The organism is Pelomonas margarita, assembly GCF_043555875.1.
Lineage (GTDB): Bacteria > Pseudomonadota > Gammaproteobacteria > Burkholderiales > Burkholderiaceae_C > Pelomonas > Pelomonas margarita.
The window spans coordinates 1-22,901 of the sequence record NZ_JBIGHW010000003.1; the positions used below are offsets into that span (position 1 = coordinate 1).

The 22,901-nt window shown below is 69.6% G+C and carries 21 protein-coding genes and 1 tRNA gene; 15 read left to right on the forward strand and 7 right to left on the reverse strand.

Features of this window, described 5'->3' with window-relative positions:
• The 5 genes from ACG0Z3_RS06010 to ACG0Z3_RS06030 form a co-directional block, all read left to right on the forward strand.
• Positions 1-545: ribonuclease activity regulator RraA (locus tag ACG0Z3_RS06010; protein WP_394396262.1), on the forward strand; the 545-nt coding region annotated here is incomplete at its 5' end.
• Positions 546-585: 40 nt separating this feature from the next.
• Complete coding sequence (locus tag ACG0Z3_RS06015; RefSeq protein ID WP_394396264.1) at positions 586-1,173, forward strand: sugar-binding domain-containing protein; 588 nt, start codon at positions 586-588, stop codon at positions 1,171-1,173.
• Positions 1,170-2,507, forward strand: coding sequence for an MFS transporter (locus ACG0Z3_RS06020; RefSeq protein WP_394396265.1), 1,338 nt, complete (start codon positions 1,170-1,172; stop codon positions 2,505-2,507). The genes ACG0Z3_RS06015 and ACG0Z3_RS06020 overlap by 4 nt, the downstream gene beginning before the upstream one ends.
• On the forward strand, positions 2,504-4,057 hold the full coding sequence (locus tag ACG0Z3_RS06025) for a sialate O-acetylesterase (RefSeq protein ID WP_394396267.1): 1,554 nt from the start codon (positions 2,504-2,506) through the stop codon (positions 4,055-4,057). The genes ACG0Z3_RS06020 and ACG0Z3_RS06025 overlap by 4 nt, the downstream gene beginning before the upstream one ends.
• Positions 4,058-4,299: 242 nt before the next feature.
• Positions 4,300-5,715 carry a cytochrome P450 gene (locus ACG0Z3_RS06030; RefSeq protein WP_394396269.1) on the forward strand — a complete coding sequence of 472 codons (1,416 nt, stop codon included), beginning with the start codon at positions 4,300-4,302 and terminating at the stop codon, positions 5,713-5,715.
• Positions 5,716-5,846: 131 nt separating this feature from the next.
• Here ACG0Z3_RS06030 and ACG0Z3_RS06035 read toward each other — a convergent pair.
• From ACG0Z3_RS06035 to ACG0Z3_RS06045, 3 genes are all read right to left on the reverse strand, one after another.
• Positions 5,847-5,923: transfer RNA gene (locus ACG0Z3_RS06035), tRNA-Val, on the reverse strand.
• Between the two features lie 46 nt (positions 5,924-5,969).
• The gene (locus ACG0Z3_RS06040) at positions 5,970-8,225 is read right to left on the reverse strand and encodes a RelA/SpoT family protein (RefSeq protein ID WP_394396270.1); all 2,256 of its coding nucleotides are present in this window, start codon (positions 8,223-8,225) and stop codon (positions 5,970-5,972) included.
• Positions 8,222-9,103 (reverse strand): alpha/beta fold hydrolase, encoded by an 882-nt coding sequence (locus ACG0Z3_RS06045; RefSeq protein WP_394396271.1) that lies wholly within the window; start codon positions 9,101-9,103, stop codon positions 8,222-8,224. The genes ACG0Z3_RS06040 and ACG0Z3_RS06045 overlap by 4 nt, the downstream gene beginning before the upstream one ends.
• A gap of 47 nt (positions 9,104-9,150) precedes the next feature.
• On the opposite strand from ACG0Z3_RS06045, the gene ACG0Z3_RS06050 reads away from it, so the two are divergent.
• On the forward strand, positions 9,151-9,921 hold the full coding sequence (locus tag ACG0Z3_RS06050) for a 3-hydroxybutyrate dehydrogenase (protein ID WP_394396273.1): 771 nt from the start codon (positions 9,151-9,153) through the stop codon (positions 9,919-9,921).
• Positions 9,922-9,928: 7 nt separating this feature from the next.
• Here ACG0Z3_RS06050 and ACG0Z3_RS06055 read toward each other — a convergent pair whose 3' ends face one another.
• Positions 9,929-10,633: an SIMPL domain-containing protein gene (locus tag ACG0Z3_RS06055; RefSeq protein WP_394396274.1), complete on the reverse strand. Its 705-nt coding sequence runs from the start codon at positions 10,631-10,633 to the stop codon at positions 9,929-9,931.
• A gap of 134 nt (positions 10,634-10,767) precedes the next feature.
• Between ACG0Z3_RS06055 and ompR the strand changes: the two genes are divergently transcribed.
• The 4 genes from ompR to ACG0Z3_RS06075 all read left to right on the forward strand — a co-directional run bounded on the left by ompR (position 10,768) and on the right by ACG0Z3_RS06075 (position 14,485).
• Entirely contained in the window at positions 10,768-11,502 is a 735-nt protein-coding gene (gene ompR, locus ACG0Z3_RS06060; RefSeq protein ID WP_268165680.1) for an osmolarity response regulator transcription factor OmpR, read from the forward strand.
• A 154-nt stretch (positions 11,503-11,656) separates the two neighbouring features.
• Positions 11,657-12,976 (forward strand): ATP-binding protein, encoded by a 1,320-nt coding sequence (locus ACG0Z3_RS06065; protein ID WP_394396276.1) that lies wholly within the window; start codon positions 11,657-11,659, stop codon positions 12,974-12,976.
• Positions 12,977-13,021: 45 nt separating this feature from the next.
• On the forward strand, positions 13,022-13,732 hold the full coding sequence (locus ACG0Z3_RS06070) for a substrate-binding periplasmic protein (protein ID WP_394396277.1): 711 nt from the start codon (positions 13,022-13,024) through the stop codon (positions 13,730-13,732).
• A 48-nt stretch (positions 13,733-13,780) separates the two neighbouring features.
• Positions 13,781-14,485, forward strand: a complete 705-nt coding sequence (locus tag ACG0Z3_RS06075; protein ID WP_394396278.1) for a substrate-binding periplasmic protein — start codon at positions 13,781-13,783, stop codon at positions 14,483-14,485.
• Between the two features lie 104 nt (positions 14,486-14,589).
• On the opposite strand, the gene ispF is transcribed toward ACG0Z3_RS06075, so the two are convergent.
• Positions 14,590-15,132, reverse strand: a complete 543-nt coding sequence (gene ispF / locus ACG0Z3_RS06080; RefSeq protein WP_394396280.1) for a 2-C-methyl-D-erythritol 2,4-cyclodiphosphate synthase — start codon at positions 15,130-15,132, stop codon at positions 14,590-14,592.
• 69 nt (positions 15,133-15,201) lie between these two features.
• Between ispF and ACG0Z3_RS06085 the strand changes: the two genes are divergently transcribed.
• Together ACG0Z3_RS06085 and ACG0Z3_RS06090 are read left to right on the forward strand one after the other, a co-directional pair.
• Entirely contained in the window at positions 15,202-15,945 is a 744-nt protein-coding gene (locus ACG0Z3_RS06085) for a substrate-binding periplasmic protein (protein ID WP_394396281.1), read from the forward strand.
• 30 nt (positions 15,946-15,975) lie between these two features.
• Positions 15,976-18,189: a patatin-like phospholipase family protein gene (locus tag ACG0Z3_RS06090; RefSeq protein ID WP_394396282.1), complete on the forward strand. Its 2,214-nt coding sequence runs from the start codon at positions 15,976-15,978 to the stop codon at positions 18,187-18,189.
• A gap of 18 nt (positions 18,190-18,207) precedes the next feature.
• Here ACG0Z3_RS06090 and ACG0Z3_RS06095 read toward each other — a convergent pair whose 3' ends face one another.
• A complete protein-coding gene (locus ACG0Z3_RS06095) occupies positions 18,208-19,314 on the reverse strand; it encodes an ABC transporter substrate-binding protein (RefSeq protein WP_394396283.1) in 1,107 nt (368 codons plus the stop codon).
• A 59-nt stretch (positions 19,315-19,373) separates the two neighbouring features.
• Entirely contained in the window at positions 19,374-20,060 is a 687-nt protein-coding gene (ispD, locus tag ACG0Z3_RS06100) for a 2-C-methyl-D-erythritol 4-phosphate cytidylyltransferase (RefSeq protein WP_394396285.1), read from the reverse strand.
• Positions 20,061-20,098: 38 nt separating this feature from the next.
• Between ispD and ACG0Z3_RS06105 the strand changes: the two genes are divergently transcribed.
• From ACG0Z3_RS06105 to ACG0Z3_RS06115, 3 genes are all read left to right on the forward strand, one after another.
• Positions 20,099-21,136, forward strand: a complete 1,038-nt coding sequence (locus ACG0Z3_RS06105) for an RNA methyltransferase (RefSeq protein ID WP_394396287.1) — start codon at positions 20,099-20,101, stop codon at positions 21,134-21,136.
• 104 nt (positions 21,137-21,240) lie between these two features.
• A complete protein-coding gene (locus ACG0Z3_RS06110) occupies positions 21,241-21,840 on the forward strand; it encodes a chalcone isomerase family protein (protein ID WP_394396289.1) in 600 nt (199 codons plus the stop codon).
• Positions 21,841-21,890: 50 nt separating this feature from the next.
• Complete coding sequence (locus ACG0Z3_RS06115) at positions 21,891-22,883, forward strand: 2-hydroxyacid dehydrogenase (RefSeq protein ID WP_394396290.1); 993 nt, start codon at positions 21,891-21,893, stop codon at positions 22,881-22,883.
• The last annotated feature ends 18 nt before the right edge of the window (positions 22,884-22,901 follow it).

Consider the following 22,901-nt stretch of genomic DNA (forward strand, 5'->3'; position numbering starts at 1 on the left):
CGCGCGAGGACTTGAACGGCATCGAGGTCTTCAAGGACCGCAGCCACCCGCAGCGCGTCGCCGTCGAGGAATGCCCACCCGGTGCCGTGCTCGTCATCGACAGCCGCAAGGATGCACGCGCCGCGTCGGCCGGCGGCATCCTCGTCGCGCGGCTGATGGTGCGCGGCTGCGCCGGCGTCGTCACCGACGGCGGGTTTCGTGACAGCCCCGACATCGCCAGGTACACGATGCCGGCCTACCACGCGCGCCCCAGCGCCCCCACCAACCTGACGCTGCACCAGGCCATCGCCCTCAACGAGCCCATCGGCTGCGGCGACGCGCCGGTGTTCCCGGGCGATGTCATCGTCGGTGATGCCGAAGGCGTCATCGTCATCCCGGCCCACCTGGCCGACGAGATCGCCGACGAGGCTGTCGAGATGACCGCTTTCGAGGACTTCGTGCAGGAACAAGTCCTCGCCGGACGCAGCGTGCTGGGGCTGTACCCGCCCACCGACGCCGACGTCGCCGACCTGTTCGCCGCTTGGCGAGCTGAACAGGGCCGCTGACCTGCAGCCGGTTCCAACCCCGCATAAGGCGTCTTCACGCATGACCACCAGGCTCGATCGAATCGCCCCCGCGCTGGCCCTGTGTGAGGCGTTCAGCGCGTTCGCGCGGGACAGCCAGCACCTCTCGCTCAAGGGCAACTGGCAGTTCGCGCTGGCGACCACCAGCACGAAGGCCGAGGCACTGAGCGGCTTTCATGCACCGGGCTACGACACCACTCGCTTCCGCGCCCTTCCCGTGCCGTCCAACTGGGCGCTCCATGGCCACGAAGCCGCGACCTACAAGGCGTTCAAGGGGGATGAGAGCCAGGGCTTCTACCTGACGCGGTTCTCCGCGCCGGCCTCGTTCACCGGCCAGCGCGTGCTGCTGCACTTCGGCGGCGTGTGGTCTTCCGCCGAAGTCTGGCTGAACGGGAAGCCGCTGGGCCGGCATGACAGCGGCTTCACGGGCTTTGCGCACGACGTCACCCACGTGCTTCGCCCCGGCGCGGAGAACACGCTGGGCGGAGAACGAGTTCCAGCAGTTGAAGGTGGAAGCCGGCTCGACGTTCTCCGGCCGGTTCACCCTTTCACTCACACGCTGAACGGCACCGACCGCCGCGATACAAGAAAGAAGGATAGAGAGACATGAACTCGCCAAAGATGGGCAACTACCGCTGGACGATCTGCGCCCTGCTGTTCTTCGCCACCACCGTCAACTACCTGGACCGCCAGGTGCTGAGCCTGCTGGCACCCGCGCTGTCTACCGAGTTCGGCTGGACCAACTCCGACTACGCCAACATCACCGCCGTCTTCCAGTTCGTCTACGCGATCTCCATGCTGTTCGCGGGCCGATTCATCGACGCCATCGGCACCAAGCGGGCGTTCCTGATCGCTGTCGCGGTGTGGTCGCTGGGCGCGTTGATGCATGCGTTCTCCGTGCCCATCGGCGGCATCCTGGCGGTGCTGGGTGTCGGGCTGCCGGTGTCGATCGTGGGCTTCATGGTGTCGCGCGCGGTGCTGGCCATCGGCGAGGCCGGCAACTTCCCGGCGGCCATCAAGGCCACGGCGGAGTATTTCCCCAAGAAAGAACGCTCGTTGGCCACAGGCATCTTCAACTCCGGTGCCAATGTCGGCGCCATCCTCGCGCCGCTGACGGTGCCCTGGATCGCCGTGACCTGGGGCTGGCAGACCGCCTTCATCGTCATCGGCGCGATCGGCTTCGTGTGGATGATCCTCTGGCAGATCTATTACGACACGCCGGAACGACAGAAACGTCTTGGCGCTCAGGAACTGGCCTACATCGGCAGCGATCCGGCACCCGTGGTTACCGACGACGGCAAGAAGGTGCCGTGGTTCCAGCTGCTCGGCTATCGCCAGACCTGGGCCTTCGCGCTGGGCAAGTTCCTGACCGACGGCGTGTGGTGGTTCTACCTGTTCTGGCTGCCCAAGTACCTCTCCTCGCAGTACGGCATGGCAACGGCCGACTTGGCGCTGCCGCTGACGGTGCTGTACAGCATGACGATGGTGGGCAGCATCGGCGGCGGCTGGTTCCCGGCCTACTTCATGAAGCGCGGCCATGCCCCGTACGACGGCCGCATGCGCGCCATGCTGGTCATCGCGTTCTTCCCGCTGGCCGTGCTGCTGGCGCAGCCGCTGGGCGGCATGAGCTTCTGGCTGCCGGTGCTGCTGGTCGGCATCGGCGCATCGGCGCACCAGGCCTGGTCGGCCAACCTGTTCACGACGGTGTCGGACATGTTCCCCAAGAAGACCGTGGCCTCCGTCATCGGCATTGGTGGCATGGCCGGCGGCTTCGGCGGCGTGGCGGTGTCCAAGCTGGGCGGCTGGGTGTTCGACTCCTACGGCGCGCGCGGCGACCTCTCCACAGGCTACATGATCATGTTCTCGCTGTGCGCCATCGCCTACCTCGTGGCCTGGGCGGTCATGAAGGCCCTCGTGCCGCGGCACAAGGAGATCACGCTGTGACGCTGCCGCTGCTGCGCTGGATGGCGGCAGCGATCTGCATCTGCCTTTCAGCGCCGGTGGCGGCCGAGGAGATGCCGTCGCGGCACATCTACGTGCTGATGGGGCAGTCCAACATGGCCGGCCGGGACACGGCCGACATGGAGGGGCAGCCGCCAGACCCGCGCATCCTGACGCTCGATGCCGCCAACCACTGGGTCGTCGCGAAGGATCCCGTCCACGCCATGACGAGCAGCATCGCCCCCGGCGTCGGCCCCGGCATGGCGTTCGCGCGGGAGATGCTGGTCTCGGCGCCCGCCGCGCAGATCGGCCTGGTGCCCACCGCCGTGGGCGGCACGCCGCTGCGGCGTTGGGTCAAGGGCGCGGACCTGTATGAGCAGGCCGTCGCCCGGGCACGTGCTGCGGCGAAGGCCGGCGTCCTGCGCGGCGTGCTGTGGCACCAGGGCGAAACGGATGCCAGGACGCAGGCCGATGCCGGCACCTACGAAGCCCGGCTGGGCCAGATGTTCAAGGACCTGCGGCAGGACCTGGGCCAGCCCGACCTGCCCATCGTCGTCGGCCAGCTGGGCGACTTCCTGGCGGCAGAGAACTTCCCCGCTGCGGCCGGCGTGCGGGAAGCCTTGCAGCAACTGCCTCGGACCTTGCCCCGCGTGGGTCTCGCGCCAGCCACCGGCCTGCAGCACAAGGGCGACCACCTCCATTTCTCGTCGGACTCGGCGCGCGAGCTGGGGCGACGTTTCGCTCACGCCATGCACACGCTTCACGCGAGCGACGTGACGGCCCTGTGGCCAACCGGGCGCATGCCAGGCGGCGCCGCCGCCCAACCCGAGACCTGGCGCTTTCCCGAACGCCGTGATGCGCTGCGCGTGACGCATGTCAGCGAGCCTGCGTTGACGCTGTACAGGGCCCCCCATCTAGGCCAGCTCGCGCCTGCCGTCATCGTCGTTCCCGGCGGCGGCTACCAGCATGTGGCGATGGACAAGGAAGGCGCCGATGTGGCCGCGTGGCTGAATGCCCAGGGCTTCACCGCCCTGGTCTTGAAGTACCGCGTGCCCGACAACCGCGAAGGTGCATTCGCCGACATCCAGCGGGCGATCCAGCTGACGCGGTCACGTTCCGCCGATTGGCAGATTGATCCCCACCGACTGGGCGTGATGGGATTCTCGGCCGGAGGCCACCTGGCGGCACGGGCGAGTACGACCTTCAGCCGATGCCCGGCCGGCACCGATGACGGCACCGAAGGTCTGTCATGTCGGCCGGACTTTGCCGTGTTGGTCTACCCCGCCTACCTGGATGACGCGGCGTCGTCATTGAGCGCGCCGCTATCCGCACGCGAGGCGATACCTCCCGTGCTGATCGTTCACAGCGAAGACGACCGCAAGTACGTCTCCGGCACCCATCAATTCCGCACCGCACTGGCGTCGGCGGGCCAGCATGTCCATGCATTGATCTACACAAGCGGCGGCCACGGCTACGGCCTGCGCAGCTGCGGGGATGCCCAGCAATGGCCTGCGGATGCGCTTCCCTGGCTCGCCGCCCAGCGCATCCGTTGACGCGCAGCCTGACGACACCGCCTCAACCCAGCCCTGATCCAGGACCGCAGCCACTGCTGCTTAGAAATTCACCTCTCGTCCTGGGTGTGCGCGTTGGAGCGGAGGACTCAGCACAGGCGCAAGGCGCCGTGGAGGATGCACTTGCCCAGCCGCACAGCCGACTGTCATCCATCCACCCTGCCCTTCACTTGGTCGGCGGCTCGAAGATGGTCGATCGACCGATGTCCCCACCCCAGCCCCACATGCGCATGACGCCTTCTTCGTACGTCGCGGCGCTTGGGCTGCAAGCCCACGGGGCATTCGACGCAACAATTCAGGACGACGGTGCCGAGGCAGAAAAGAGTTCCACGATTCGCGACGACATGCAAACGCGCCCCCCAGCGACGGCAGCCGCCATCGCCCGGGGCAGCCACCCCTTCCACGGCGATCCCTATGCCCGCTACCAAGCACTTCGCCTCCAGGGCCCGATTCACTGGACGCCGGATCTCTTCGGCGGCGCCTGGCTGCTGACGACCTTCGACGGCGTTCAGGCCGCCCTGAAGGACCCGCGGCTGTCCGCGCAGCGGACGGGCGGATGGGTCATGCGACACGCGCTGCGCGGCAGTCCGGAACGCAAGCACCTGACCGCCATGCAGCGGCTGTTCGCTCGCGCCATGCTGTTCGTGGACAAGCCCGCACACCCACGCCTGCGCTCAGTGATGCAGCACGCCTTCCGGCCCGCCCGCATCGAAGCCCTGCGCGGTCAGGTGGCGGGGCTGGTACACAATTTGATCGGGGACATCGAGCGCCGCATTCCGGCGACGGCATCCTTCGATTTCATCGAGCATTTCGCAACGCCCCTGCCCAGCCGCGTGGTCTCGCGCTTTCTCGGCCTGCGGATGGTGGACGACGCGCGGTTCCTGTCCTGGTCCTCAGGTCTGGCGGCCTTCCTGGGCGCGGTTGAACCCACGGCTGACGAAACCCGGGCCGCCCACGACAGCCTCGCGGCCATGAGCGACGAGATCGACCGGCGCATCCGCGCGGACGATCTCGAGGAAGACGGGCTGATCGCCAGCCTTGTTGAGGCGCAAGCGCAGGGCCGCATCGAAAGCCGGGAGGAACTGCTGGCCCAGTGCGTCATGCTGCTGTTCGCCGGGCATGAGACGACGCGCCATCTGCTGGGCACCGCCGTCTACTGGCTGCTGCAGGAACCAGGCCGTTGGCGCACGCTGGAAGATCCGGCCCGCGTGCGCACCTCGGTCCGGGAACTCCTGCGCTGGGACAGCCCGGTGCAGTTCACCGGTCGACGCGCGAACTGCGACTTCGACCTGTTCGGCGTGGCCCTCCGGCGTGGCGACCTGGTGTTGCCGCTGCTGGGGTCGGCCAATCGAGACCCCGCCCGCTACGGGGCCGCGAACCACCTGGACCTGGACCGCCAACTCGGCATGCCGCTGTCTTTCGGCAGCGGCCCACATGTCTGCATCGGTGCTGCACTGACGCTGATGGAGGCGGAATGCGCGCTTGGCGAGTTGGTCCGCCGATGGCCTGGCCTGCAAATGGCGGAACACAGCCCGCCGTGGATCGAGGCGCCGCTCTACAGAGGCTTGAGGCGCCTGGAACTGCATCGCGGCACGTCATCGGTTGGCGTGCCACCAGCGCACGCGCACCTGCTGCCGTAGTTGCGCCGTACGTCCGCGCCGTCGAACGCGCGGGCATTTCAGCCATGCGCCGGCAGCTGCATTCAGCGTTTCGTAGGGACAAAGACAAAGGGGCTAGCGTTTCCGCTAGCCCCTTGTTTTCCTACCAAATTTGGTAGGCGCGATTGGATTCGAACCAACGACCCCCACCATGTCAAGGTGGTGCTCTAACCAACTGAGCTACGCGCCTGAAGAGCTTCGCACTATAGCACGGATTTTTCGGTGTCGTCAAAGATTCATTTGCGACGTGCTGAACGGACGCCGCTGATGGCGCACAGATCGCGCAGCACCTTGGCCAGCCGCGTCGCATCGGACAGCTCCAGCGTGAAGCTCATCCAGGCCGTGTCGCCACCGCCCGTGCGGGGCTTGGTGGCGGCGCTGCCCTGCAGCGACTGGGTATTGACGGCCACCACGTTCATCTTCTCCTTGGCGAACACCTCCAGCACATCGCGCAGCAGGCCCTGCCGGTCGCCCGCCTCGACGAGCACATCGACCGGATAGACCGGCGCCGACTTGCCGGCCGCGTCGCCCCCACCCCAGGCCACAGCGATGACGCGCTCAGGCGAGCGACGCCGCATCTCGGCGAGGTTGCTGCAATCGCTGCGATGGATGGCCACGCCCTTGCCGCGCGTGACGAAACCCGAGATCGCGTCCGGCGGCGCGGGCCGACAGCAACGCGACAAGGTCGTGAGCAGCGAGTCGATGCCCACCACCAGCACGCCACCGCGCCCGCCGCCCGGGCTGCTGGCGCTGCGCGTGTGCCGCTGGGCCAGCAGTTCGTCCTCGTCGGCCACCGGCTCGGGCGGGCGCAGCAGCAGTTCGATGTTGCGCAGCGAGTACTCGTCCTTGCCGACCACCTCGAACAGCGCATCCGCCCCCTTGAAGCCCAGCCGAGCAGCGAGCTCATCGAGCTTGAGCGCCGTCTTGCCCTCGCGCTGCAGCAGCTTCTCGACGAGCTCGCGGCCCTTGGCGATGGTCTGCGCCTGTTGCAGCGCGTTGAACCACGCCCGCACTTTGGCACGCAAGCGCTGGCTCTGCAGGTAGCCCAGCTCGGGGTTGAGCCAGTCCAGCGACGGGCCGCCCTCCTTGATGGCGATGATCTCCACTGTCTGGCCGCTGTGCAGCGCCGTGTTCAGCGGCAGCATCTGGCCGTCGATGCGGGCGCCGCGGCAGCGGTGGCCCAGGTCGGTGTGCACCGCGTAGGCGAAATCCACCGGCGTCGCGCCGGCCGCCAGCTCGACGATGGTGGCCTGCGGCGTGAAGACGTAGATGCGGTCGTCAAACACCGCCCCGCCCTCGCCCTGCACGGTGTCACGCTCCCAGGCCAGCAGCTGGTTCAGCACCGCCTTGCGCGCGCGCGCCACCTGCTCCTCGAACTCCCCGGCCGCACTGACCCCGGCGTAGCCCCGCGCGCCGGCTTCCTTGTAGGCCCAATGCGCCGCCACGCCGTGCTCGGCATGGTCGTGCATCTCGCGCGTACGGATCTGCACCTCCATCGCACGGCCGTCGGCGCCCAGCACCACGGTGTGCAGCGACTGGTAGCCGTTGGGCTTGGGCTTGGCGATGTAGTCGTCGAACTCACCGGGCACCGGCGTGTAGACCTCATGCAGTCGCGCCAGCACGCCATAGCAGTCGGCCACGGTGGCGACGATGACGCGCAGCGCCCGCAGGTCGAACACACGGTCCAGCGACAGCGCCTTGCCCTGCATCTTCTTGTGGATGCTGTAGAGGTGCTTGGGCCGCCCCTGCACCTCGGCCGTGATGCCCTGCGCCTGCAGGTCGCTCTGCAGCGCGGCTCGCGCAGCCTCGATGCGATGCTCGCGCTCCACACGCTTTTCCTGCAGCCCCTTGGCCAGCGCCTTGTAGGCCTCGGGCTCGCGGAATCGGAACGCGAGATCTTCCAGCTCCCACTTGATCTGCCAGATGCCCAGCCGGTTGGCCAGCGGCGCGAACACAGCCTGCGACTCCGCCGCTAGCTCCGCCGGGCACGGCTGCTTGCTGGCGGCATGCCAGCGCAGCGTCTGCAGCCGCGAGGCCAGTCTCAGCAGCACCACGCGCAGGTCTCGTGAGAAAGCCAGCAGCATCTTGCGCACGCGCTCGGTCTGCTCGGCCTTCTGGTCGGTGCTGACCCGAGCGCTGCGCGCCGCGCGCTGCATCTGCACGAGCTTGCGCGTGTGCGTGACGAGGCTGGCATGGCTGTCGCCGAACGCCTTGGCGACGATCTCCTCGGGCTTGGCGAGGAAGTCCGCCGCATAGACCAAGTAGGCCGCCGCCTGCAACTCCTGCGCGGCGCCGATGCCGTGCAGGATGGCGGCCACGCCGTCGGCATGGGCCAGCGCGTTCTCGCCGGTGTCCAGCGTCTCAGCCGCTAGCAACGGCTCGGCGAAGGCCCGCGCCCGGGCGACTTCGGCATGGGAATGTCCGGTGCTGGCATCCAGCAGCGCGACGATGGGGGCCGCGTGTGCGCCCTCCGGCATCAAGCCTGTCTTCATGAACTCAGGAAATCGGTGACGAGGGTGATCTGGTCATCGTGGATCAGCGTGGGCGCATGCCCGACGCCGGGCAGCTCCACCAGGTGTGCGCGCGGCCCGCGTTGCGTCATCGCGCGGGCCGTGTCGGCGCCCAGCAGATCGCTGTCGGCGCCGCGAATCAGCAGCGTGGGGCAGCGGAGCTGGTCATACACGGCCCACAGCGCCGCCTCTCCGGCCGCCGCCACTTCGGGCGTCACGGCCGCGAACGGCACGGCGATGGCCGGGTCGTAGCGCAGCACCCAGGCCTCGCCCTCCTGACGGAACAGCGGCTCGGACAGTGCCAACCACTGGGCATCGGTGTGCGGGCCAAAACCTTCGGAGATACCGCGCAGGTAGGCAGCGCCTTCCGCCAGCGAACCGAAGCTCAGCGCCTTGCCCAAGTAGGTGCCGATGCGCGCCAGCGCCTCGAAGCGAATCGCCGGGCCCACGTCGTTCAGCACCAACCGACGGATGAAGCCGTCCGGGTGGGCGCCGCCGCGCAGGGACGCCACGCCCAGCCCGATGAGCCCGCCCATGGACGTGCCGACCCAGTCCACCTGGGCCACGTCCAGGCGCGCCAGCAGGGTGACCATGTCCGACACATAGGTCGGGATCTGGTAGGCGCCGGGCTGGCGCAGCCAGTCGGAACGGCCACGGCCGGCCACATCCGGGCAGATGACGCGCCAGCGCCTGCTCAGCGTGCGGGCCAGCGTGTCGAAGTCCCGGCCCTGACGCGACAGCCCGTGCACGCAGACCAGCACCGGCGCGTCCGCGCTCGGGCCGGCCCATTCCCAATAGGCCATGCGGTGCAGGCCGGTGGCGTCCAGGCAATCGACGAAGCGCAACGCGGGCTGGGTCATGATGCAATCCTTTCAAGTCATCGTAGCAACCCGAGAGGACTCCTCCCATGTTGAAAGGCAAGACCGCCCTCGTCACGGGCTCCACCAGCGGCATCGGCCTGGGCATTGCGCTGGCCCTTGCACGCCAGGGTGCCAACGTCATCCTGAACGGCTTCGGCGATGCCGACACGCCACGCGCCGAGGTCGCCGCGCTGGGCGTCAAGGTGGGCTACCACGGCGCCGACATGGGCAAGCCCGACGAGATCGCCGCCATGGTGGCCTATGCGCAGGCCGAGTTCGGCGGCATCGACATCCTCGTCAACAACGCCGGCATCCAGCATGTGGCCAAGGTGGAGGACTTCCCCGTGGAAAAGTGGGACGCCATCATTGCCATCAACCTGAGCTCGGCCTTCCACACCACGCGGCTGGCGCTACCCGGCATGCTGGCCAAGGGCTGGGGACGCATCCTGAACCTGGCCTCGGTGCACGGGCTGGTCGCGTCGGCGCAGAAGTCGGCCTACGTGGCGGCCAAGCACGGGCTGGTGGGCTTCACCAAGAGCGTGGCGCTGGAGACGGCCACGACGCCGGTGACCGTCAACGCCATCTGCCCGGGCTGGGTGCTGACGCCGCTGGTGCAGAAGCAGGTGGACGCGCTGGCCACCCGCGACGGCGTGGACAACGACGAGGCCAAGCGGCGCCTGCTGGCCGAGAAGCAGCCCTCGCTGCAGTTCACGACGCCAGACGAGCTGGGCGCTCTGGCCGTGTTCCTGTGCTCGGACGCCGCCGCCAACGTGCGCGGCCAGGCCTGGTCGATGGACGGCGGCTGGACGGCTGTCTGAGGGCGCGTCAGCGCGGCGACGACTCGCGCGTCAGCTGCACGCTGCCGCTGACGTTCACGGTCACGCTCGCTTTGCCCGCCTCGGTGGGCAGGGCCGCGTCCGCCATGGCGCCCTTCATGCGCATCTCGGCCATCATGGGCCGCATGACCTGCCCCTCGTCGCCGGCGATGCTGACCTCGCCCACTACATAGCCGCCGTAGCCAAACTGCCTAGCGTAATCCGCCGCCTTGGCGCGGTAGCGGGCAATGGCCTGGGCGGTGATGTCGGCCTCCGCCTTCTCGCGCGCCTCGCGCGACAAGCTGTAGCCGACGCGGGAAATGCTCAGCGTGCTGATGCGGCCGGTCAGCTGCGCGATGGCGGCCGTGTCGCGGCCTTCCACCTGCAGCTCGGCGCTGCCCTGCCAGCCATTGATCTTGCCGGTCTTGGGATCGTGGCGCGGGTACAGCGAGAAGCCGCCCGTCTGCACGTCCACCTGGCCAGGCTTGGCCAGCTTGCGCGCTTCGGCAAGCGCCGCGTCCAACGCCTGCTTCAGTGCGGCCTGCACGGCCGTCGGGTCGACGCCCTCACGGGAGGTCGAGAAGCTCACACCCAGCACATCACGCGTGACCTCGGCGGTCGCGCTGGCTGACAGGCTCAGTCGCTCGCGCGGCGGCTCCACAGCGTGGGCAGCGCCGGCAAGCACGAGGGCGGGCAACAAAATCAGCGAACGCATGGCATCTCCTTTGAACCGGGCCGCGCCAGCTTAGCCGCCCCACATGGCAACCAGCTGTAACGGTTGCCTGCCGTCCTACAGCCCCGGGTTTCAAACCTGCACACAATGCCGCTGTTACAAATTCAGGAAGCGCGATGAACAACGCCGCGAACCCCCGCCAGAACCGCATCCTCGTCGTCGATGACGACGCCCGCATCCGTGACCTGCTGCGCCGTTACCTGACGCAGGAAGGCTTCGACGTGCTGCTGGCCGAGGACAGCCGCGCGCTGAACAAGCAGCTCACCCGCGAGACGGTGGACCTGATCGTGCTGGACCTGATGCTGCCCGGCGAGGATGGCCTGACCATCTGCCGCCGCCTGCGCGCCGCCAACGACACCACGCCCATCATCATGCTCACCGCCAAGGTCGAGGACGTGGACCGCATCGTCGGCCTGGAAGTGGGCGCCGACGACTACCTGGCCAAGCCCTTCAACCCGCGCGAACTGCTGGCCCGCATCAACGCCGTGCTGCGCCGCCGTCCACCGCCGGAAGCGCCCGGCGCGCCGAGCAAGGAGCCGATGACCGTCACTTTCGGCCCGTTCGAGTTCGACTTGGCGCTGCGCCGACTGACCAAGAACGGCGAGCAACTGCCGCTGACGACCGGCGAGTTCTCCATGCTCAAGACGCTGGTGCGCCACCCGCGCCAGCCGCTGTCCCGCGACAAGCTGGCCCAGCTGGCACGCGGTCGCGAGTTCGAGCCCTTCGATCGCAGCCTGGACGTGCAGATCTCACGCCTGCGCAAGATGCTGGAGGCCGACCCGGCCCAGCCGCGCTACATCCAGACGGTGTGGGGCGTGGGGTACGTGTTCGTCCCGGACGAGAACACATGAGCCCCTCGCCCAATCTTGCCTCGCTGAACGCAGGCAAGCCTGGTCGGGCCCCCGAGAGGGGCGCGATGCTTGCCGGCTCGACCGGCAAGCACATCGCCACAGGGGACGGCTTGGGGCGGCCCGGCGCTCGGCCCGAACACGCCCCGACCCACTGATGCCTCGCCCCCACCTGGCACTGAACCTCTTCTGGCGCACCTTCGCCTGGCTGGCCCTGCTGCTGGCCGGTGCGGTGCTGGCCTGGCAATACACCTTCAAGCTGCTGGAGGCGCAGCCGCGCGCGCTGGAATCGGCCGAGCAGCTGGCCGGCCTCGTCAAGCTCAGCCGCATCGCACTGGAGCACACCGACCCGATCAACCGCGTCGCAGTCATCACGTCGATGTCGCGCGGCGACACGGTGCAGGTGCGCGTAGCCGAGCAGTCCGACAGGTGGCTGCCCTACAACACCAGCAGCTTCTCCGAGCGCCTGGCCGCCGAGCTGCGCCAGACGCTGGGCGAAGGCACGGTCGTGGCACGCAGCGTCAACGACACGCCTGGGCTGTGGGTGCGCTACACCGTGGGCCAGGACGCCTTCTGGCTGCGCACCAGCCCCGCGCCGATGGCGATCTCGCTGGCCAGCAACTGGTGGTGGGTGCTGATCGCGCTGCTGGCCACCATCGTCGGCTCGGCGCTGATCGCCCGCCTCATCAACCAGCCGCTGCGCGAACTGGCCGACGCGGCCGGCCGCATCCGTGACGGCGAGTACGACTCGCGCCTGGACGAGAACACCATGACCAGCGAGATCCGCGAGGTCAACATGGGCTTCAACCGCATGGCCCGCGAGCTCGCCAAGCTGGAGGAGGACCGCGCCGTCATGCTCGCCGGCATCTCGCACGACCTGCGCACGCCGCTGGCCCGGCTGCGGCTGGAAACCGAGATGAGCGTCAGCGACGAGCAGGCACGGCACTTCATGGCGCAGGACATCGACCAGCTCGACGCCATCATCAGCAAGTTCATGGACTACGCGCGCCCGAACGAAACACAGCTGCGCCCGGCGCGGCTGGCCGACATCGTCGAGCGCGAGGTCCAGGGCTTCCGTGACCCCGACCAGATCCGCTTCCGCGTGCAGGTCGGCGCGGCGCTGAAGGTGCGGGTGGACGACACCGAGCTGGGCCGCGTGCTGCTCAACCTGTTCGAGAACGCCCGCCGCTACGGCCATCAGCCGGGCGAGCCCGCACGGGTCGAGGTCAGCGCCAGCCGCCAGGGCGCCTGGGTGGAGCTGCGCGTGCGCGACCACGGCCCCGGCGTGCCCGCCGACCGCCTGACCCGGCTGACCACCCCGTTCTACCGTGGCGACGCCGCACGCACGGCCGCCAGCGGCGCCGGGCTGGGGTTGGCCATCGTCGAGAAATCCGTGCAGCGCCTGGGCGGGCAGTTGTCCATCAGCAACTCGCCCGAGGGCGGCCTTTTGACAGTGCTCAAACTCCAGTCGGCCTGAGCTACGCTGAGGCTCTCGCCCACCGCCAGGCACCTGCCTGCCACCATGCCACGGGTCGCCCTCCTGCTTGCGCTGTTGCTTCACGCCGTCGCCGCCCAGGCGCAGCCGCGCGTGCTGGAGATGCTGGTCTACCCGAACGCCGGCGTGTTCGAGCTCGCACCCGGCAAGGGCCCTGGCGGCCCGGGCGGCGCGATGCTGCAACGCCTTCAGACGCTCAGCGGGGTGACGCTCAACCAGCAGTTCATGCCCATCCCGCGGGCGATGCTGACCGTCAGGCAGGCCGCCGGACACTGCGCGGTCGGCGTGACGCGCACGCCGGAACGGGAAGGCCTGCTGATGTGGGCCGGCCCTTGGGCGCGGGCGGCATCGACCGTCTATGCCCGCGCCGACGACCCGCGCACCCTCCACCATCCGCAAGAACTGCGCGGCAGCAGCATCGTCGTGCTGCGCGACTCCGCACTGGCCGATTGGCTCAAGACGCAGGGCATCCCGGCCACGCTGGTCAAGGACAACACCACCGGCCTGCGCATGCTGCAGGCGCGGCGCGTGGACTACTGGCTGGCCAACGACCTGGCCGCGCAATTCATCATCCGTGCCGAAGGCGGCGCCACGCCACGCGCGCTGCACAGCTTCGAGCGCATGGATCTCTATGTGGGCTGCCACCCGGGCACCGACCCCGCCGCCGTCGCCGCGTTGGACGCAGCCATCGCCCAGCTGCGCCGCAACGGCGAGCTGGCGGAGTTCGGGCTGCGCTGAAGGCCGCAGCTTGCCAGCAAGGCCGGCTGCTGCGCTAATTCAAAGACCATGCCGACAACCGCCCTGCTTGCGCTGCTTTCGGGCCTGGCCACGGCCTCCCAGGCACCAACGCTGGAGATCGTGGTCTACCCGAACGCCGGCCTCTTCGAGGTGGAGGAAGGGCGTTTCACCGGCCCCGGCGCGCCCATGCTGGCCCGGCTGCAGGCCCTCAGCGGCGTGCGCCTGACGGCACGCTCACTGCCCATCGCCCGTGCGCTGCAGCCTGGCGTGCTCAAGCCCGGCGCCTGCCTCGTCGGGCTGCCACGCACGGCCGAGCGCGAGGCGCTCTACCGTTGGGCCGGCCCCTGGTCCAGCAGCAGCATCACGCTGTACGGCCGGGCGGCCGAGACGCGCCGCGTCGACGGCCCCGACGACATGCGGGGCACCCAGATCGCCGTGCTGCGCGAGGCCCTGCCGGCTGCCTGGCTGAAGGAGCGCGGACTGCCCGGCTACGAAGTCAATGACGTGGCTACCGGCCTGCGCATGCTGCAGGCCGGCCGCGTGGACTACTGGCTGGGCAACGATGTCGTGACCCGCTTCGCGATACGGGCCGGCGTCGAAGGACCGGCGCCACGCGTGCTCTACAGCTTCGGTCGCATCGACCTGCACATGGCCTGCCATCCGCAGACGCCAGCCGAACTGGTCGAACGCCTGCACACCAGCCTCGACCAGCTGCGCCGCAGCGGCGAGCTGGTGGACTTCGGCCTGCGCTGACAGGCGCGAGAGCCATGCAGCCCCGCAGCCTGGCCAGACAAAACACCCGCGCCCGTCGCTGCCAATGCTCAGGCTGCGCCGCGAGTCATGGCTGCGCTTTGTGCCTAGTTCGAGGGCGTTGTGACGTGACTTTGAGGCACGGCCGAACAACGTTCCCCCGCTGAGGCCAGCAGGCAAACGGCGCGGGCTTCCATCGCGCGGCCCTCGCCCACCGGGCCCATCTTCTCGGCCGTCTTGGCCTTCACGTTGATCTGGCCCACCTCCACCGCCAGCACCGCCGCCAGCCGCTCGCGCATGGCCGGGATGTGCGGCGCCATCTTGGGCGCCTGAGCAATGATGGTGGCGTCCAGGTTCACCAGAGCCCAGCCCGCCTCGCGCACGCGGCGGTAGGCCTCGGCCAGCAGCACCATGGAGTCGGCGCCCTTGAACTCGGCCGCTGTGTCGGGAAAGAGCTTACCGATGTCGCCTAAGGCGGCGGCGCCCAGTAGCGCGTCCGTGATGGCATGGGCCAACGCGTCGGCATCGGAGTGGCCCAGCAGGCCGTGGCTGTGCGGGATGGTGATGCCGCCCAGGATCAGCGGCCGGCCGGTGACGAGCTGGTGGGTGTCCCAGCCCTCGCCGATGCGCAGGGAAGAAGCGATGCTCATGCACCGGATTGTCGGCGCAAGCCGACAGCGCCGACCCGGCCCCCGCATCACAGGCATTAACCTGCGCCCATGCCGAGCTGTCTGTTCCCCCTGCCGTGGCCGCGCCTGCTGAGCGCGACGCTGGCACTGTGGGCGGGCCCAGGCGTGACGGCCACGCCGGCGCTCAAGCTGCTGGCCTTTCCCGTGCCTGGCCTTTATGACCTGGCCGAGGACGGCAGCGTCGCCGGCCCGGGCGGCCTGCTGATGAACCGGCTGATCGCGGCCAGCGGGCTGCGGGCGAGCACCGAGGTGATGCCGGTGCCGCGCGCCTTCAGCACGCTGATGTCGCCACCGCCGGGCTGCATCGTCGGCATGGTGCGCACCCCGGAGCGCGAGACCACGCTGCAGTGGGTGGGGCTGGTGTCGCGCGCCGAACTCGCGGTCTATGCGCGCAGCGGCGAACGCCCGCTGCCCGAGGCCAGCCCGCCGCTGACGAGCCTGCGCGGCCGGCGCGTCGTCGTCGTGCGGGACACGGCCATGGCCGCCCAGCTGCGCGAGCTGGGCGTGCAGGCGCAGGAGGTCAGCAGCAATGTCAGCGCCCTGCGCATGCTGCAGGTCAGCCGCGTGGACTACTGGTACACGCACCAGCTGCTGGCCGAGCCCGCCGCCCGTGCCACTGGCGGCACGCCCATCCAGGCGTTGCTGAGCATCGCCCGCATCGACGGCTACCTGGCTTGCAACCCCGCCGTCCGCGCCGCCGACATCGACGCCCTGCGCAAGGCACTGCAGCAGCTGCGCCGCGAAGGCGCGCTGGCCGAGTTCGGTCTGCGCTGAGGTCGCCGGCGCCTGCTATGGTGCCGCGCCATGCGTCGCCCTGCCCTCTGCTTCCTGCTCGCGCTGCTGACCAGCGCCCACGCTCCCGCCCAACCGCCCACGCCTGCGCAGCAGACCGCGGCGCGCCCGCGCGTGGGCCTGGTGCTGTCCGGCGGCGGCGCGCGCGGGCTGGCCCACATCGGCGTGCTGCGGGTGCTGGAGGAGCTGAAGGTGCCGGTGGACCTGGTCGTCGGCACCAGCATGGGCGCCGTCGTCGGCGGCGCCTACGCATCGGGCCGCAGCGTCGACGAGCTGGAGGCCCTGGTGAAGAGCGCCAACTGGGACGCCATCCTGGCCGACCGCCCGGCGCGCGAGCGCCTGGCCATCCGCCGCCGCGAGGACGACGAGCGCCTGCCCTCGCGCATCGAGTTCGGCTTCGACCTGCGCCACGGCGCCCGCCTGCCGGCCGGGGCCGCCGGCAACGGCCAGCTGGAGGCCACGCTGACGGCGCTTCTGCCGGCCCAGCGCCTGGACGACCCGCTGCGTCGCCTGCCCCTCCCCTTCCGCGCCGTGGCCACCGACCTGCTCTCCGGCGCCATGCTGGACCAGGCCGACACGCCACTGTTCGAGGCGCTGCGAGCGTCGATGGCCGTGCCCGGCGTGTTCTCGCCGCTGCGCATCAACGGCCGGCCGCGCGTGGACGGCGGCCTGGTGCGCAACCTGCCCATCGACATCGCCCGCCAGCTGGGGGCCGACATCATCATCGCCGTCAACGTCGGCACGCCGCTGCTGGAGGACCGCGAGATCACCAGCGCCGTCATGGTGGCCAACCAGATGCTGCAGATCCTGACCGAGCAGAACGTGCAGCGCTCGCTGCGCGAACTGCGGCCGCAGGACATCGTCATCGACCCCGACCTCGGCGGCATGGGCTTCATGGACTTCCAGCACGCCGACGAGGCCATGCGCACCGGCCGGCGCGCCGCACTGGCGGCGGGCGAGCGCCTCGCGGCACTGGCCGCCCCAGCCGCGCAGGCCGCGCTGCAGGCGCAGCGCCTGGGACTGCCGGAGGCCGCGCTGGGGGCACTGCCGCTGGGCGAGCTGACCATCACCGGCACCCGCCGCCTCAACCCCGAGGCCTTGCGCGCCGAGCTGGGGCTGCGCCCTGGCGACGCGATCGGCCGCACCGAGCCGAGCCGCGCCGTCGAGCGGCTGGACGGCACGGGCGCGCTGGAGCGCATCGAGACCGAGATCGACGACCGCGACGGCCGCCGCGACGTCGAGTTCCGGCTGACCGAGGCCGACTGGGCCGCCAGCCGGCTGCGCCTGGGGCTGGAGCTGTACAGCGACTTCGCCGACGCCAGCAGCTACTCGCTGGTGGCCATGCACGTGGCCGACTGGCTCAACCCCTGGGGTGCCGAGCTGCGCAGCGTGGCCCGCATCGGCACCACGCGCGGGCTGAACACCGAGTTCCACCAGCCGCTGGGCCCGGGCTCGCGCTGGTTCGCGTCCGCCAAGCTGGGCTACGAGGCCGGTGCCAGCGACATCTTCAACCAGGGCCAGCGCGCGCTGCGCCTGTCCAGCAGCCTGACCAGCGCGCAGCTGGAGCTGGGCCACCGCGTGGCCGGCCTGGGCGACGTGCGGCTGGGCATCGGCCGGCTGCGCGCCAGCAACGAGGTGGTACTGCCTCTGCTGAGCGGCAGCCGCGCCTCCAACACCTACAGCCAGCAGTACCTGGAGCTGCACACCGACACGCTGGACTCGCTGGCCTTCCCCAGCCGCGGCCAGTGGACGACAGCGCGCATCGAATGGCTGCAGCCGCGCGGCGAAGGTGGCGTTGTCAACGCCTCGCTGCTGGGGCTGACGGCCTTCCGCCTCGGCGAATGGGCCGGCCAGCTCTACGGCGAGTACGCCCATGCCGAGCGCGGCCAGGCACGGTCGCTCGGCGGCTACCTGCGCCTGTCGGGCACGCCCGACGGCGCGCTGCTGGGCGAGAACATGCTGCTGGCCCGCCTCGTGATGGCACGCCGCATCGGCCAGATGCCGGTGGGCCTGGGCGGCGCCGTGCGCATGGGCTTCTCGCTGGAGAGCGGTGCCGTGGGCAACGGCGCCGGGCTGAAACTGTCCAACCTGCCGCGCCACGGCTGGCAGCAGGCCGCCAGCGGCTTCCTCAGCGTGGATACGCGCTTCGGGCCATTCTTTCTCGCCGTGGGCGCCACGCGCGGCGGGCACACGTCGGCCTACCTGCTGCTGGGACCGACGTGGTGAGGACCGCTGGACGGCTCGTCAGCGGACGAACCGATTGCCGCGCGACAGAATGGTCAGGTCCACGAAACTGCTGCCATGGCGATTGCCATTGGCGTAGTTGAGAACGAAACCGTTCAGGTCCACGCGCCCCAGCGAGCCCATCGCGGCCAGCACCCCCTCGCGGGTGAGCTTCGCGGGCCCGGCCTTCTTAAGTGCGACCACCAGCGCCTTGGCGGCCAGGCAGGACTCCAGCGACGTGTAATTCAGCTTCGCGCCGTTGAACGACTCCAGCGCGTCCGCGCACTCCTTCACCACCGGCCGCGAGGCATGGCTGGCCGCCCGGGGTGCCGGCATCACCTGCGCCACCACCGTGCCTCGGGCGGCCCCCCCGATACCATCGGCCAGCTCATCCGGATTGACGAACGAAAGCGCGGCCACGGGCACGTGCGAACTGATGTCGGCCGTGATCTTCAAGTAATCGGCCACCGGCGGGTGCTGAGTGGTCACAAACACATAGTGCGGCGCACTGCCGAGCAGTGCATCGACCTGCGCCTTGCTCAGCGCCACGCCGCGCTTGACCAACACGCCCGGCGGCTTGGGCAGGCCGGCGGCGACGTGGGCTGCGGCAACCGCCTCATAGTTGCTGCGGCCCACTTCGTCGTCATAGGACAGCACGGCGGTCTTGTTCGCACCGACCTCGCGCTTTGCCTCCAGGATCTTCGCCGCCTCGTCCTGGTAAGACGCCCTGATCGTGAACACATTGGGATGGCTGCGCAGGCTCAGCGACCCGCTGAACGGCGCGAAGAACAACACCCGATTCCTGGCCGCAAGCGGCAGCGCGTCAAGGCTGGCGGTGGCCGAGCTGTAGCCGAACAAGGCAACCGCCTTGTGCTTGTCCAGCAACTGCAGGGTGTTGTCGGCCGCCCGCTTGCGATCGTTGGCGTTGTCCAGCGTCACCAGATGGATGGCACGCCCCAGCGCACCGCTCGCATTCACGCGGGCGAACACGGCCTGTGCGCCATCGCGCATGTCGCGACCGATGTCTGCATTGGCGCCACTGAGCGCGACTGACTGTCCGATCACGATGTCATCAGCGAACACGGCGGGGGCAACGGCAGCCAACAAGGCCGCAAGCAAAGTTTTCAAAACATCTCCTGGCAACTACCAATTGTCAGGATGTTAGTTGACCCAACCCAGGTCACCATTCAACGGACAACAAGCAGATGCGCTGCAAGCGCGAAGTCCTCCGGCCACGTCACCTTGAAGTTGGCCATCGACGCGCGCACCAGCTGCGGCGCCAGGCCCAGCGCCTCGACGGCGCTGGCCTCGTCGGTCGCCGCAGCACCCATCGCCGACAACGCCTGCTCGACAAGGCCGAGGCGGAACATTTGCGGCGTCTGCGCCGCCCACTTGTCGCGCCGGTCCACGGTGGCAGTGACGCGGCCGTCGGCGCTGCCGGCCTTCAGCGTGTCGGCAATCGGCTGAGCGAGCAGGCCGCCGACGGCGTCGTGCTCACACGCGTCAATCAGCGCATCGACCCACGACGGCTGCAGCAGGCAGCGGGCGGCGTCATGCACCAGCACCCAGTCATCGTCCGTCGCACCCCGGCGGCGCAGATCGGCCAGGCCGCCCAGCACGCTGTCGGCCCGGCTCGCGCCACCCACACGTGCCACCCATGCGCTACAGCCCGGCAATGCGGCCTCGAAGCGGTCATCGGCCGGCGACAGCACCACCAGCGTCTGCACGAGGCGCGGCACGGCCGCCAGCGCGGCCAGCGTATGGGCCAGCATGGGGCGGCCGGCGATCTCGACGTACTGCTTGGGCATGCCGGCGCCGGAGCGCTCGCCGATGCCGGCGGCGGGAACGAGGGCGAAGAAACGGGGAACGGTCATTGGCCGCATTTTCAAGGTCAACCGACAATCGCGCCGTCATGCTGATCTCCGACCTCCGCCAACGCCTGCGCGCGCTGGGCGCCAACCCTGCCCATGAGTCCCGCGTGCTGCGCCACTGGCTGCAGCTCCTCCCGCTGGACGCCGGCAAACAACCGCTGCAGGGCTGGCTGCCCAAGGCCGTCATGGCCGCGCTGCCGGACCTGTTCGCCGAGCTGGACGCGCTGCTGACCGTGAAGAGCGAGCATGCCGGCGGCGACGGCATCTCGGCGCGCCTGCTGCTGGGCCTGGCAGATGGCCAGACCGTGGAGACCGTGCTGCTGCCGCGCGACGGCGTCTGCGTGTCCAGCCAGGTGGGCTGCGCGGTGGGCTGCCGCTTTTGCATGACCGGCGTGGACGGGCTGATCCGCCAGGTCGGCAGCGGCGAGATCGTGGCCCAGGTGCTGCTGGCGCGGCGCCGCAACGCCAGGCTGAAGAAGGTCGTCTTCATGGGCATGGGCGAGCCAGCGCACAACCTGGCCAACGTGCTGGACGCTGTTCGGCTGCTGGGCCGCGAGGGCGGCTTCGCGCACAAGCAGCTGGTGTTCTCCACCGTAGGCGACGAGCGCGCCTTTGCCGCGCTGAACGAAGCCGAGGTCAAGCCGGCGCTGGCACTGAGCCTGCACACAACCGATGCCGACAAGCGCGCCTATCTGCTGCCGCGCGCGCCACGCATCTCGCCGGAAGACTTGGTGGAGGCCGCCGACGCCTACGCCCGCGCCAGCGGCTACCCCATCCAGTACCAGTGGACGCTGCTGAACGGCGTCAACGACGGGCCGGAGGAGCTGGACGGCATCGTGCGCCTGCTCAAGGGCCGCTACGGGCTGCTGAACATGATCCCGTTCAACAGCAACGAGGGCCTGCCCTTCCAGCGCCCCAGTTGGGAACGCGCGCGCGCCATTGCGGCCGAGCTGTCCGCGCGCGGCGTGCTGACCAAGCTGCGCGATTCCGCCGGCCAAGACGTCGAGGGCGGCTGCGGCCAGCTGCGCGCCCGCGAGGCCAAGGGCCGCCCGGCGCGGGTTGTGAGGATTCACGCCTGACGCAGGCAACAGCCACCAGAAACGGTGGCTCCCGGCCGAGGCCGCCGCCACAGAATGCGCCCGCCGCATCAGGAATGCGAGAAGACAGCCCCCCCGGAGGAGAGATGACCCGACTTCACGCATTCGCCCGCCGCGCCCGCCTGGCCACGCTGATCGCCGGCACCGCGCTGTGCCTGCAGGCCGGCGCCGCCACCACCGTGCACAAATTCGAACCCACGGCGCAGCTGGGCGGCAACACGCTGCAGCTCAACGGCAAGGGCACGCGCGTGCGCCTGGTGTTCAAGGCCTACGACATGGGTCTGTACACCACCCGCCGCGCCAGCACGCCGGCTGAGCTGCTGACGCTGCCCGGGCCGAAGCGGCTGCAGTTCACGGCGCTGCGCGAACTTCAGGGCACCGAGCTGGGCCGCCTGTTCCTGCGCGGCATGGGCGACAACGCGCCCAGCGCCCAGCTGACCCGGCACACGCTGTCCACCACGCGGCTGATCGAGATCTTCTCGGGCAAGCCCAAGCTGATGCCCGGCGACACCTTCGCGATGGATTTCATCCCCGGCAAGGGCACGCAGTTCTACATCCAGGGCCAGGCCCAGGGCGAGCCGGTCGGCGACGACGAGTTCTTCTCGCTGGTGCTGCGCATCTGGTTTGGCGACATGCCGGCCGACGTCAAGCTGCGCGACGCACTGCTGGACGGCGGTCGGGACTGACACCCTCGCCCCGGGCCTAGGATGGGGCATCGCCAGGCCCCATCGCCCGCATGAAAACCGCCGTCTTCAGCGCCCGCCGCTACGACCAGTCGCTGCTCAGCCAGGCCAACGCCCAGGCTGGCCATGAGCTCGTCTTCATCCAGGACCGCCTGACCGCCGACACCGCGCGGCTGGCTGAAGGCTGCGCGGCCGTGTGCGTGTTCGTCAACGACAACGTGGACGCCGCCGTGCTGGCTCGCCTCGCGGCGCAGGGCACACGCATCGTCGCGACACGCTCCACTGGCTACAACCACATCGACGCGGCCGCCGCCGCCACGCTGGGCGTCGCCGTCGTGCGCGTGACCGACTACTCGCCGCACTCGGTGGCCGAATTCGCCGTCGGGCTGCTGCTGGCCGTCAACCGCAAGATCGCCCGCGCCAGCCTGCGCACCCGCGAGGGCAACTTCGAGCTCGACGGGCTGATGGGCTTCGACCTGCACGGCAAGACCGTGGGTGTGATCGGCACGGGCAAGATCGGCGCCATCTTCGCGCGCATCCTGCACGGCTTCGGCTGCACGCTGCTGGGGCATGACCTGACCCCCAACCCAGCCTTCGAGGCGCTGGGCGGGCGTTACGTGCCGGTGGCCGAGCTGATGGCGCAGTCCGACGTCATCTCGCTGCACTGCCCGCTGTTCGAAAGCACGCACCACATCGTCAACGCGGCCTCGCTGGCAGGCGTGAAGCGCGGCGCCATCCTCGTCAACACCAGCCGGGGCGGCCTGGTGGACACCGAGGCGGCCGTCCAGGCGCTCAAGACGGGCCAGCTGGGCGGCCTGGCCCTGGACGTCTACGAGCAGGAGGCCAGCCTGTTCTTCCAGGACCTGTCGTCCACCATCATCACCGACGATGTGATCCAGCGCCTGGTGTCCTTCCCCAACGTCATCGTCACCGGCCACCAGGCCTTCTTCACCGTCGAGGCCATCGGCCAGATCATGGCCACGACGGTCGAGAGCCTGAGCGACTTCGAAGCCGGGCGGCCGCTGCGCAACCGCATTCCCGCGTAGGGGCTTGTCCATCTCTGC

Excerpts from the sequence above, each read along its gene's own strand:
- ACG0Z3_RS06015 (WP_394396264.1), top strand. The coding sequence starts at position 586 with ATGACCACCAGGCTCGATCGAATCGCCCCCGCGCTGGCCCTGTGTGAG.
- ACG0Z3_RS06020 (WP_394396265.1), top strand. The coding sequence starts at position 1,170 with ATGAACTCGCCAAAGATGGGCAACTACCGCTGGACGATCTGCGCCCTG.
- ACG0Z3_RS06030 (WP_394396269.1), top strand. The coding sequence starts at position 4,300 with ATGCGCATGACGCCTTCTTCGTACGTCGCGGCGCTTGGGCTGCAAGCC.
- ACG0Z3_RS06040 (WP_394396270.1), bottom strand. The coding sequence starts at position 8,225 with ATGAAGACAGGCTTGATGCCGGAGGGCGCACACGCGGCCCCCATCGTC.
- ACG0Z3_RS06045 (WP_394396271.1), bottom strand. The coding sequence starts at position 9,103 with ATGACCCAGCCCGCGTTGCGCTTCGTCGATTGCCTGGACGCCACCGGC.
- ACG0Z3_RS06050 (WP_394396273.1), top strand. The coding sequence starts at position 9,151 with ATGTTGAAAGGCAAGACCGCCCTCGTCACGGGCTCCACCAGCGGCATC.
- ACG0Z3_RS06055 (WP_394396274.1), bottom strand. The coding sequence starts at position 10,633 with ATGCGTTCGCTGATTTTGTTGCCCGCCCTCGTGCTTGCCGGCGCTGCC.
- ompR (WP_268165680.1), top strand. The coding sequence starts at position 10,768 with ATGAACAACGCCGCGAACCCCCGCCAGAACCGCATCCTCGTCGTCGAT.
- ACG0Z3_RS06065 (WP_394396276.1), top strand. The coding sequence starts at position 11,657 with ATGCCTCGCCCCCACCTGGCACTGAACCTCTTCTGGCGCACCTTCGCC.
- ACG0Z3_RS06070 (WP_394396277.1), top strand. The coding sequence starts at position 13,022 with ATGCCACGGGTCGCCCTCCTGCTTGCGCTGTTGCTTCACGCCGTCGCC.
- ACG0Z3_RS06075 (WP_394396278.1), top strand. The coding sequence starts at position 13,781 with ATGCCGACAACCGCCCTGCTTGCGCTGCTTTCGGGCCTGGCCACGGCC.
- ispF (WP_394396280.1), bottom strand. The coding sequence starts at position 15,132 with ATGAGCATCGCTTCTTCCCTGCGCATCGGCGAGGGCTGGGACACCCAC.
- ACG0Z3_RS06085 (WP_394396281.1), top strand. The coding sequence starts at position 15,202 with ATGCCGAGCTGTCTGTTCCCCCTGCCGTGGCCGCGCCTGCTGAGCGCG.
- ACG0Z3_RS06090 (WP_394396282.1), top strand. The coding sequence starts at position 15,976 with ATGCGTCGCCCTGCCCTCTGCTTCCTGCTCGCGCTGCTGACCAGCGCC.
- ispD (WP_394396285.1), bottom strand. The coding sequence starts at position 20,060 with ATGACCGTTCCCCGTTTCTTCGCCCTCGTTCCCGCCGCCGGCATCGGC.
- ACG0Z3_RS06105 (WP_394396287.1), top strand. The coding sequence starts at position 20,099 with ATGCTGATCTCCGACCTCCGCCAACGCCTGCGCGCGCTGGGCGCCAAC.
- ACG0Z3_RS06110 (WP_394396289.1), top strand. The coding sequence starts at position 21,241 with ATGACCCGACTTCACGCATTCGCCCGCCGCGCCCGCCTGGCCACGCTG.
- ACG0Z3_RS06115 (WP_394396290.1), top strand. The coding sequence starts at position 21,891 with ATGAAAACCGCCGTCTTCAGCGCCCGCCGCTACGACCAGTCGCTGCTC.